Origin of the sequence: Daejeonella sp., from assembly GCF_046590655.1 — a bacterium.
In the GTDB taxonomy this organism is placed as follows: domain Bacteria; phylum Bacteroidota; class Bacteroidia; order Sphingobacteriales; family Sphingobacteriaceae; genus Daejeonella.
Genome location: NZ_JBKJUM010000152.1, coordinates 1 through 9,689 on the forward strand (window position 1 = coordinate 1; position 9,689 = coordinate 9,689).

10 protein-coding genes are annotated in these 9,689 nt (G+C 40.3%); 5 read left to right on the top strand and 5 right to left on the bottom strand.

Translation table 11 applies throughout. From position 1 onward, the window contains the following. From ACLL8Z_RS13975 to proS, 4 genes are all read right to left on the bottom strand, one after another. Positions 1 to 364 (bottom strand): DUF2400 family protein (locus ACLL8Z_RS13975; protein ID WP_411275407.1); only part of this gene is annotated, 364 nt, incomplete at its 3' end. A gap of 298 nt (positions 365 to 662) precedes the next feature. After that, a complete protein-coding gene (locus ACLL8Z_RS13980; RefSeq protein WP_411275408.1) occupies positions 663 to 1,802 on the bottom strand; it encodes a cystathionine gamma-synthase in 1,140 nt (379 codons plus the stop codon). Positions 1,803 to 1,923: 121 nt separating this feature from the next. Then, positions 1,924 to 2,643 (bottom strand): hypothetical protein, encoded by a 720-nt coding sequence (locus tag ACLL8Z_RS13985; RefSeq protein ID WP_411275409.1) that lies wholly within the window; start codon positions 2,641 to 2,643, stop codon positions 1,924 to 1,926. A gap of 87 nt (positions 2,644 to 2,730) precedes the next feature. Continuing rightward, the gene (gene proS / locus ACLL8Z_RS13990) at positions 2,731 to 4,203 is read right to left on the bottom strand and encodes a proline--tRNA ligase (RefSeq protein WP_411275410.1); all 1,473 of its coding nucleotides are present in this window, start codon (positions 4,201 to 4,203) and stop codon (positions 2,731 to 2,733) included. Between the two features lie 158 nt (positions 4,204 to 4,361). Between proS and ACLL8Z_RS13995 the strand changes: the two genes are divergently transcribed. Then, positions 4,362 to 5,309 (top strand): hypothetical protein, encoded by a 948-nt coding sequence (locus tag ACLL8Z_RS13995; RefSeq protein WP_411275411.1) that lies wholly within the window; start codon positions 4,362 to 4,364, stop codon positions 5,307 to 5,309. A 17-nt stretch (positions 5,310 to 5,326) separates the two neighbouring features. Further along, complete coding sequence (locus tag ACLL8Z_RS14000) at positions 5,327 to 6,814, top strand: OmpP1/FadL family transporter (RefSeq protein ID WP_411275412.1); 1,488 nt, start codon at positions 5,327 to 5,329, stop codon at positions 6,812 to 6,814. Positions 6,815 to 6,886: 72 nt separating this feature from the next. Here ACLL8Z_RS14000 and ACLL8Z_RS14005 read toward each other — a convergent pair whose 3' ends face one another. Further along, on the bottom strand, positions 6,887 to 7,366 hold the full coding sequence (locus ACLL8Z_RS14005; protein WP_411275413.1) for a Dps family protein: 480 nt from the start codon (positions 7,364 to 7,366) through the stop codon (positions 6,887 to 6,889). A gap of 125 nt (positions 7,367 to 7,491) precedes the next feature. On the opposite strand from ACLL8Z_RS14005, the gene ACLL8Z_RS14010 reads away from it, so the two are divergent. The 3 genes from ACLL8Z_RS14010 to ACLL8Z_RS14020 all read left to right on the top strand — a co-directional run. Continuing rightward, positions 7,492 to 8,250, top strand: a complete 759-nt coding sequence (locus tag ACLL8Z_RS14010; protein ID WP_411275414.1) for a DUF4905 domain-containing protein — start codon at positions 7,492 to 7,494, stop codon at positions 8,248 to 8,250. 26 nt (positions 8,251 to 8,276) lie between these two features. Continuing rightward, positions 8,277 to 9,155, top strand: a complete 879-nt coding sequence (locus tag ACLL8Z_RS14015; protein WP_411275415.1) for a LysM peptidoglycan-binding domain-containing protein — start codon at positions 8,277 to 8,279, stop codon at positions 9,153 to 9,155. Continuing rightward, positions 9,148 to 9,689, top strand: a 542-nt coding sequence (locus ACLL8Z_RS14020; protein ID WP_411275416.1) for a uridine kinase, incomplete at its 3' end; no start/stop codon positions are given. The genes ACLL8Z_RS14015 and ACLL8Z_RS14020, both read left to right, overlap by 8 nt.

The window sequence follows — 9,689 nt, forward strand, 5'->3', positions numbered from 1 at the left end:
ATTTTTCAAAGTGCTTTTTAAAAAATTCAACAAAATAAAGTGTATCCGTATCATTAAAAGTACGATGTTTAAATCCCGCGAATCGTTTTAGATCTGTCTCCTTATGATTTTTTATAAAATCATAAGGTGCGCCGTCCATCAGCCGGATGAGCTCATGGCACTTATTAATTATGGTTTTCCTTTGTCCCCATGCAAGCATAGCCGACCAAAAGCCCATAATCTCAATGTCTTGTCTTAATTTAAACTTGTGTGGGATACAAATCGGATCGTTTTCAATAAAGTTCGGCCGATTATACAAATCAACTTTAACATCCAGAAAATCCTTCAGCTCCTGAAAGCTCAAATTTCTAGCCGAATGGCTCATCCGCTAATTGGTAATTTGCTCATTACTAGTGTCCAATTAAAATTGATATCTCATTATATTATGCTTTTATGCTTCTCATCGAATGTTTTTTGCCTATTTTTTAAAAGCAAGCACCCCTATAAAAAAACAGGTGGGCTTGACCCCGAAGGTGGTCGTATGTGAAAATTTCTGACACATGCGACCACCTTCAGGGTCGACTTATCGGAAATATCCATTACTATAAACATGCGACCGCCTTCAGGGTCGAAAAGCAAAATCTTTTTACCGGACACTAGTGATTTCCTAAATTCAGAGCCATCTACGCTAAAGCCTGCTTCACATCTTCCAGCAAGTCTTCGATATCCTCCACTCCTACGCTAAGTCTTAGCAGGTTGTCTGTTACGCCCACCTTTTCGCGTTCGTCCTTAGGAATAGAACCATGGGTCATAGAAACGGGGTGATTTATCAGCGATTCAACACCACCCAGCGACTCTGCAAGCGAGAAAACCTTGAATGATGATGCAACACGATAAGTTTCTTTCAGGTCGGCGCCTTTCAGAGTAATAGAAATCATACCTCCGAAATCACGCATTTGCTTTTTTGCGATTTCATGGTTAGGATGGTTAGGAAAGCCCGGCCAGTAAATCTTATCCACTTTTGGATGCTTTTTGAGATATTCAGCTATTTGCCTTCCATTTTCGCAGTGTGCTTTCATCCGCAAGTGCAGAGTCTTTAATCCGCGCAAAACAAGGAAGCTGTCCATAGGTCCGGGCGTCGCACCGCAAGCATTATATATAAACCACAGGCGTTTGTAGAGCTCTTCATCGTTGAGCATCAATGCCCCCATAACCACATCGGAATGCCCTCCCAGATATTTAGTTACAGAATGCATAACGATATCTGCACCCAGATCAATTGGGTTTTGCAGATAAGGCGATGCAAACGTATTATCAACTGCTAGTAATACCTTATTTGCTTTAGCAATTTGACTCACCGCCGCAATGTCTACAATCTGCATCGTAGGGTTTGTTGGAGTCTCAATCCAAATCAGTTTTGTATTGGAATTGATGTATTCTTTAACATTTTCGGCCCTGGTCATATCAATAAAATGAAATTTGACACCGTAGTTAGCGAATATTTTTGTGAACATGCGATAAGAACCGCCGTATAAATCATTTCCTGTTATTACTTCGTCACCCGGGTTCAGCAATTTCATTACAGCATCAGTTGCTCCCATGCCGCTCGAAAAGGCTAAGGCATGACTTGCGTTCTCCAATGCTGCCAAACACGACTCCAAAGCCTTACGGGTAGGATTTGTGCCTCGTGAATATTCAAAACCTTTATTATCCCCGGGTGATTTCTGCCAATAAGTTGACGTTTGATAAATGGGAGTCATAATAGCTCCGGTTGTAGGGTCCGGTTCCTGGCCCGCATGTATTGCTTTTGTTCCGAATTTCATCTTTTATTGCTTATGTCAGTGGCTTCGTCGGCAAATACCGGCCTAAACCTATTATTTACAAAACTCCTAATTTCCCTTAGCCCTATCCGCCCAGCTAAATTTACCATTCACCATATCTCTTTCAACCGTCAACTCTTTTTCCAGTAGGCATGGTCAATGAATCAAGCTCAGTTTTAAACTTATATCCCATACCCTTTCCGGTCGCATACCCAGAATTTCCACCTATAAACTGTTTCTCTTCCAAGGTTATTTGTCTAACGGAATCAAAGGGCGGTGTGAGAAGATCAAAATCCATACAATAAATAATTGCTAATTCAAGAATTTCCACAATTTGGGTCTGCTTAATTTTTCCCTTTCCAAAGGAATTAAACAAAAAACCAAGTTGACTTTGTCCATCCACAAAAAAATGCTCTTCGGCATTAATAAAAATCCTGCCCAGCAAGTAACCTGTGTCAGAACTACGGTTATATTTCAGGGAGTCGGCCAAAAAATTATAAAGGTGAATTATCCCGCAATACTTTCGTGAAGGTTCATCTTTGACATATTTTAACTGGTTAACAGCATGTTCAGGGGCGAAGCTGAAAACATTACTATGCATTGAGATAACAAGGACGTCTCCCGAAAATTTTAAATGGGCTTCAAAATCTCCGTTCTCAGAATAACGAATTTCAACATCGGGGTCTTTTTCCTTAAAATCAGCGCGCATCTTATTACCGATATTTTCTAATTGCTTTTTAAATCGGATAAATACATCCTGTGTAGTTCGGAAAATTTCCTGTTTCAAACACGCTTTGTGTTCGAGGAGCTTAAGAATATGATTATATGGAGTGATTTCGGCCATCCTTAGAATTATTGACTTTTAAATGTTATATAGAAATACCCAAATAAATTATCAAGCATCAATCGTTAATAATTAACAGAAAGATTTCTAGTAAGCTCTTGCAAACAATACACGCTGCGTCGAAGGCTTGCCCGTAACTATGCATAAACCGTCTTCCAGCTTATTATCCAAAGGAATACATCTGATAGTAGCTTTTGTTTCTTCTTTGATCTGCTTCTCAGTTTCCGGGGTTCCGTCCCAGTGTGCAGAAATAAATCCTGCCTTTTCGTCGAGTATTTTTTTAAACTCATCATACGAGTTCGCTTCACGCGTATTCTCTTCCCGAAATTTTAGCGCTTTGTTGAACATGTTTAGCTGTATATTTTCAAGCAGACTTTCGATATATGAAACCAGGCCTACCCTTAAAATTGTCTGTTTTTCCTTAGTATCCCTTCTGGCTATTTCAATAGTACCATTTTCGAGGTCTCTACCCCCCATAGCAAGCCTTAGAGGCACGCCCTTAAGCTCATATTCCGCGAATTTAAAACCTGGACGAAGAGTGTCCCGGTCATCGTATTTAAATGTAATATTTTTCAGCTTCAGTTCTAAAGTAATCTCTTTAACTACCTGGGAGATTTTTTCAAGCTCATCATCCGATCTGTAAATAGGAACTATTACTACCTGGATTGGTGCAAGTTTTGGAGGTAATACCAGTCCTGAGTCATCCGAGTGGGCCATAATCAGAGCTCCTATTAGTCTTGTAGAAACACCCCAGGATGTTGCCCAAACATGATCGAGTTTACCTTCTTTACTTGTAAATTTTACATCAAATGCTTTTGCAAAATTTTGTCCGAGAAAGTGACTCGTGCCTGCCTGAAGTGCCTTTCCATCCTGCATTAACGCTTCGATACAATATGTATCCAAGGCTCCCGCGAAGCGTTCGGAGGCTGTTTTTTTTCCTCTTATTACCGGTAAGGCCATCCAGTTCTCAGCAAAGTCAGCATATACTGCAAGCATTCTTTCTGTTTCTTCTATAGCCTCCTGGGAAGTGGCATGGGCGGTATGGCCTTCCTGCCATAAAAATTCAGCTGTTCTCAGGAAAAGCCTGGTCCTCATTTCCCATCTCACCACATTCGCCCATTGATTTACCAGAACAGGAAGATCGCGGTACGACTGAATCCATCCCCGGTAAGTGTTCCAGATTATGGTTTCGGATGTAGGCCTGACTATAAGTTCTTCTTCGAGTTTTGCGTCTTCGTCGACTATGATATTACCATTGCCGTCATTCTTTAAGCGGTAATGAGTTACAACAGCACACTCAGTAGCGAAACCCTCCACATGAGATGCTTCTTTGGAGAAAAATGATTTAGGAATGAACAACGGAAAATAGGCGTTACTGTGTCCGGTATCTTTGAACATTTTGTCAAGTGCCGCCTGCATATTTTCCCAAATTGCGTACCCATAGGGCTTAATAACCATGCAACCACGAACGGCAGAGTGTTCGGCCATGTCTGCTTTTGTAACAAGTTCATTATACCATTGTGAATAATCGTCTTCTCTGCTTGTTAAACCCTTGCTCATAACTTGAAACGGAATGAATTACGTATATTTATTAATTAAATTGTCAGGCAGCAAAGTTATAAAACTACGTGAGCTATTATAATTTTGATATGCAACCATTTAATGGATACAATCGTCTAACAATTAAACGTTGATATAAATATCTAAATACTATCCTTATGAGAACGAAACTTACATATCTGTTATCACTATCGTCCCTTCTGGTGATGGTCTCATGTGCTACAAGTAATCAGACAGCTCAGCAGGTTGATCAGAATGATGATGTTTATTATTCTGAAGCCCGTGCAAAGGAAAAGGCAGAAGTTATAGCCAAGGTTCCGACGGAAAATTCACGCAAATCGGACTATGTAACTGAAGAAGAGTTATATGGCGATGCTTATTCCGGCGACTACGCCGTACGAATCAACAGGTTTAGAAATTATGCGCCATGGAGGGGATATTACAATAACATGTATGGAAATCCTTACGGCAACATGTATGGATATGGAAATGTATATAATAACTATTACGACTCCTACTACAGTTCCAACAACTATTATGGAGGTCCTATGTTGAATTTGTCGTTAGGCTTTAACAACGGTTTTTACAGGTACAATCCATGGAGATACTACGGTTATAATTACGGTAGCAATTTTATGGGCCCCTACACCTACTACAATCCATACGGAATGGGATTTGGCGGTGGGTATTACGGTAACAATGGTTTTTATGGTAACGGATCTGGCGTAGGCCGTCCCGTGTATACATCACCTAACAACCGCCCACGACCAGTCAGAGGCTCAGATGGCCTTCCAAGTGATCCAGCAACTGTGAATGGAGGAAATGTTCGTGGCGTGTCTGGAAATGGAACTGGAGGAAATGTTATCCAGGACCGCACCCGCGCAGGACGTTACAATGGTGGTACATCTACCACACCTTCTTCAGATAACACCAGACCAGCAACAGCTGCTCCAAGACCTGAACGAGTAAGTCAGCAACCGCAGAGAACTTCTCAGCCGGAAAGGGTTAATTCCTCACCTCCCCCTTCTAACAATGATGGCGGCGGCGGAAGAAGCAATGACAGTGGTGGCAGCAGCAATGGCGGACGTCCTTTAAGAGGAAATTAAGACCTAGAAAAACACTTATGAATTTCAGAATTCTATTAACCGTGGCGGCCATAGTGGCAGCTACCGGACAATCGTATGCTCAATATGGGGGAGATGCTCTGCGGTTTTCTCAAACCCCATATGGTAGTACTGCGAGGTTCAAAGCAGTTGGTGCACAAACGGGAGTTGGCGGCGACCTCAGTTCAGTAGGAGGAAATCCAGCCGGATTAGGATTATTTACAAGATCAGAATTTAGCCTTACCCCTGAATTTAATAGTTTTACGTCAGATGCGCAATACCTTGGGCAGCGCAACGTGGGTAAAAAAGATCAAATGAGCCTGGCTCATGCTGCTGTAGTGTGGAACTCTACCCTCACTAAGTCTAAAGGCGCCCCTCTTGATAAAGGCTGGATAAGTTTCAACTTCGGACTAGGTTATAACCGTACGAAAGGGTATGGCAATAATGTAAATTTTTCAGGTACGAATGGCAAAAATTCGGTTGCTGATTACTATTCAGAGCTTGCTACTGATAACTATGGCGCACCGAACTCCCTCCCTGCGGGATCCCTGGAAAGAATGGCTTATGATAACTATTTGATTGGTTACGATGCAGCCGGTTACTATTTCCCTGAAACCGACGTCAATAATCTACAAACAAATAACACTAACAGAACAGGATCTCAGTCAGAACTGAATTTTGCATTTGGTGCAAATTATGAAAATAAGTTCTACATAGGTGCGAGTATCGGCCTTGCCAGTATCAACTACAATTCGTACTCCAAATATACAGAAGATGGGTATAATGTTACTGAAGCAAGTGATTACGTCCTTTCATTTAACCAAAGGCAAATTACCAGTGGCTCTGGTATAAATGCGAAATTAGGTGCAATATTTCGCCCTTCTCCTAATATACGGCTGGGGGCCACATTCCAAAGCCCGACCTGGTATACAATTGATGATAGTTACTCTGAAGAACTCGACACCCGCTATTCAAAGAAAGTTAATGGAGCTACTGAATACTCAAATGATGAGGAAGTATATGATTTTAGCTATAAACTACGTACGCCCATGAAACTAAGCGGCGGAATAGGATACTTTTTCAAAACTCAAGGCTTTATTTCGGCGGATGTTGATTTCGTAGATTATTCAACAATCAATTTTTTACCAACAGATAATTCCACTGATGACGTGATCAATGATAACAACCGGGACGTTCTGAATAATTTCAAAAGTACAGTTAATTATCGGTTAGGAGCAGAATACAAGCTGGAAAGCCTGATGTTTCGTGCAGGGTATGGAGTTCAGGGAAACCCCTATAAAGAACTAAATGATGTAGACCTGAACATAAATACTTACAGCGGCGGTGTGGGATATAGAATCAAAAGTTATTATGTCGATCTAACTTATCAGAATGTCGGGTTCAATTCGGATGTTAAACCCTATACACTTAACAACGGTACCGGTCCCGTTGCGTCTCTTAAAAATACCAGGCATAATGTGTTTTTAACTGTTGGAACCCGTTTTTAAATAACCATTTTCAATAATAAAACCGCCTCGTGTAAACAGGGCGGTTTTATTATTGTTCAAATGAAGGATTACTCAGCTTTTACCTGCAAATGATCTTAACATCCAGGTATTCTTTTCTTTAAATTGCATGAACTTATTAATCAGGTCATTTGTGCCGTCATCTCCGGCGTCTGCTGTGGTGTTCATTATTTCGCGCTCAAGTTCAATAAGGCTGCTGAAGTCCTCCAGCACTGACGAAACCATGTCATTATCCTTCATTCCGATGGTATTAACCTCTTTGATCTTTGAAATCTTAATATAGTCAGCGAAGGTACTGTAAGGAGATTTGCCGAGGGTCAGAATACGTTCTGCCAGCTCATCAATCGTTTGTTGTGCATTTGTATAAAGCTCTTCGAACTTAATGTGGAGAGTAAAAAAATGCGGACCTCTAATATTCCAATGACAGCCGCGAAGCTTCTGATAATGTATGTGGTAATTCGCAACCAGGTCATTCAACTGGTCTACAATTGGCCTTACAACTTTTTCTTCCAAACTAATCTCTTTTGCATTCATGTTGATGGTGTTAAGTTAAATAATTTTCTGATTAACGAACACAAATTTCTTGCCTGAAAAGGTTAAGATCATTAATTCCTGATAAATTTCTGTTAAAAATTTGGAATGGCGTATTTTTGCGCATTATGCGTCCAAATAACACGACAGCCAAAGCTAGTTTGACAGAAAGATTTTCTGGTCTTGTATGGAAGGTGATGGTGCACAGATCCGGTGTTTTGGCAGTGGAGACGCGTAACATAGAACTTAAACAGGTACTATTCAGCGCGTACAACTATATTACAGGCGAAACTTATTTTAAAGAGAAGGGTTTTAAGGAAAACTGGAATTTAAGTCTTGCCTTTGCTGGTGAGGAGAACTTGATTTTAATTGGCTATAAGCATACAGAGACTCCTGAAAGTAAAGGCGTTTTTTCAGTAAATATCAAAGACGGGAATATATTCTGGCAAAAATTCGACATTTCTTTGAATAAGATCAAGGATGATGCATTACAGGTATACGATCCCAGGATTCAGCCCAAAAAATACTCTTGGATAAACCATAAAACAGCTGCATTGATTGCTGAACCCAATGAAGTTAAAGTCGATTCGGAAATCATTTTCCCTGAAGTTGATAATTCATTTGTTATACCTGCATTTGTCGAACATGGCAGGTTAGTCGGCGAATTATTAATTCTGCATTTTGCCGATAAGGTTTTTCTTAGTTTTCATGAAACTGAGAAGGGTTTACTAAGGCAACGAATAGTTGTTTATCAGGACGATAAGGTTATCATAGATGATATATTAATCTCAGGTATACAAAAACTGCAACCTGAAGCGTTCTTTATTCATCGAAACCATCTTTTCTATATTAGGGGTAAAGAAGAAATGGTCACTTATTTAGTATAATTGCAAACTTTTAACAAAATTCATAAATGCTCATAAGACTAGTTTTATCATTTTGCTTTGGGGTGGCATTTTTTACCGCAAATGCATCAATAAAAATAGATTCAATAAGTGTAGAGAACCTTAACGGTAAAAAAACGATAGTGCACAAGGTTGAAGTAAAAGAGACTTATTATTCTATTGGTCGTAAATATAATGTCACACCACAAGCTATAATTCAATTTAACAGCAATCGGACTTTGCAAATAGGCACCATTTTGAGAGTTCCTACTGAGCGGTCGTATGCAGAAGCACAAATACCAGCGCCTTCACAGAATCCCCTTACATCTCCGTCAAAAATGGCTGTTATCGATTATAAAGTAGGCCCCCGGGAATATCTTATCGCTATAGCCAGAAAATTCAATACTACTGTTGAAGATATAAAGACCTTAAATAATTTGACCAGCAGTAACCTTGCTATTGGCCAGATCATTAAGGTGCCATACGGAACGGCTACTGAGATCACGCCCCCACTTGCCGTACGAATCGACACACCTCGCGTAGAACCGAGGACATCATCGACTGAAATCGACAGTAACAAGAACGCAATCGACCGTTTAAAACTACCCCCTGCAAGATATGGCTTACGCGAAGTTGATCAGCATGGAGTTGCAATTTGGATCTCCGACGAAAATCTTGATGGAACCAAAATGCTGGCACTTCATCAAACAGCTCCTATCGGTACTATTATAAAGATCACAAATCCAATGTCCGGAAAGAGTACTTTTACTAAAGTTGTAGGTAAATTCACTCAGAATGAGTCTACAAGAGATGCTATCATCGTGATTACGAAAGCGACAGCCGATATGGTAGGTGCGCTGGATAAAAGATTTCAGGCGACACTAGTATACGGAGTTCCTAATGAGTAAAAAGCCATTTGTAATTGGTGTCGCAGGAGGAAGTGGTTCCGGAAAAACTTTCTTCCTGAAGTGTTTTTTAAATCATTTTAAAGAGAGTGAAGTATGTCTTGTTTCCCAGGACGACTATTACTTTAGGGTCGCACACAACATGAGCGCGGAGGAAAATAAACTCTACAATTTCGACGAACCAGGTACAATCGACAACAATCTGTTCATGAGTGATATATCCAAACTCATTAATGGTGAAACGGTACTCCAAAAGGAATATACATTCAATAATCCTAACGTTGAACCCAGGCTTTTAGAGATTAAACCTGCACCAATAGTAATTGTTGAAGGCTTGTTCATCCTTCATTTTGAAGATATTGCTCAGCTTTTGAATCTCAAGATTTTCATTGATACAGACGAGGAAATCGCTTTGAAAAGGCGTTTAAAGCGGGATTTAATTGAGCGGGGTTATCCTGAAGATTCCGTCTTGTACAAATGGAATAATCATGTTGTGCCTGCTTATAAAACATATCTGCTCCCTTATAAAGAACAGTG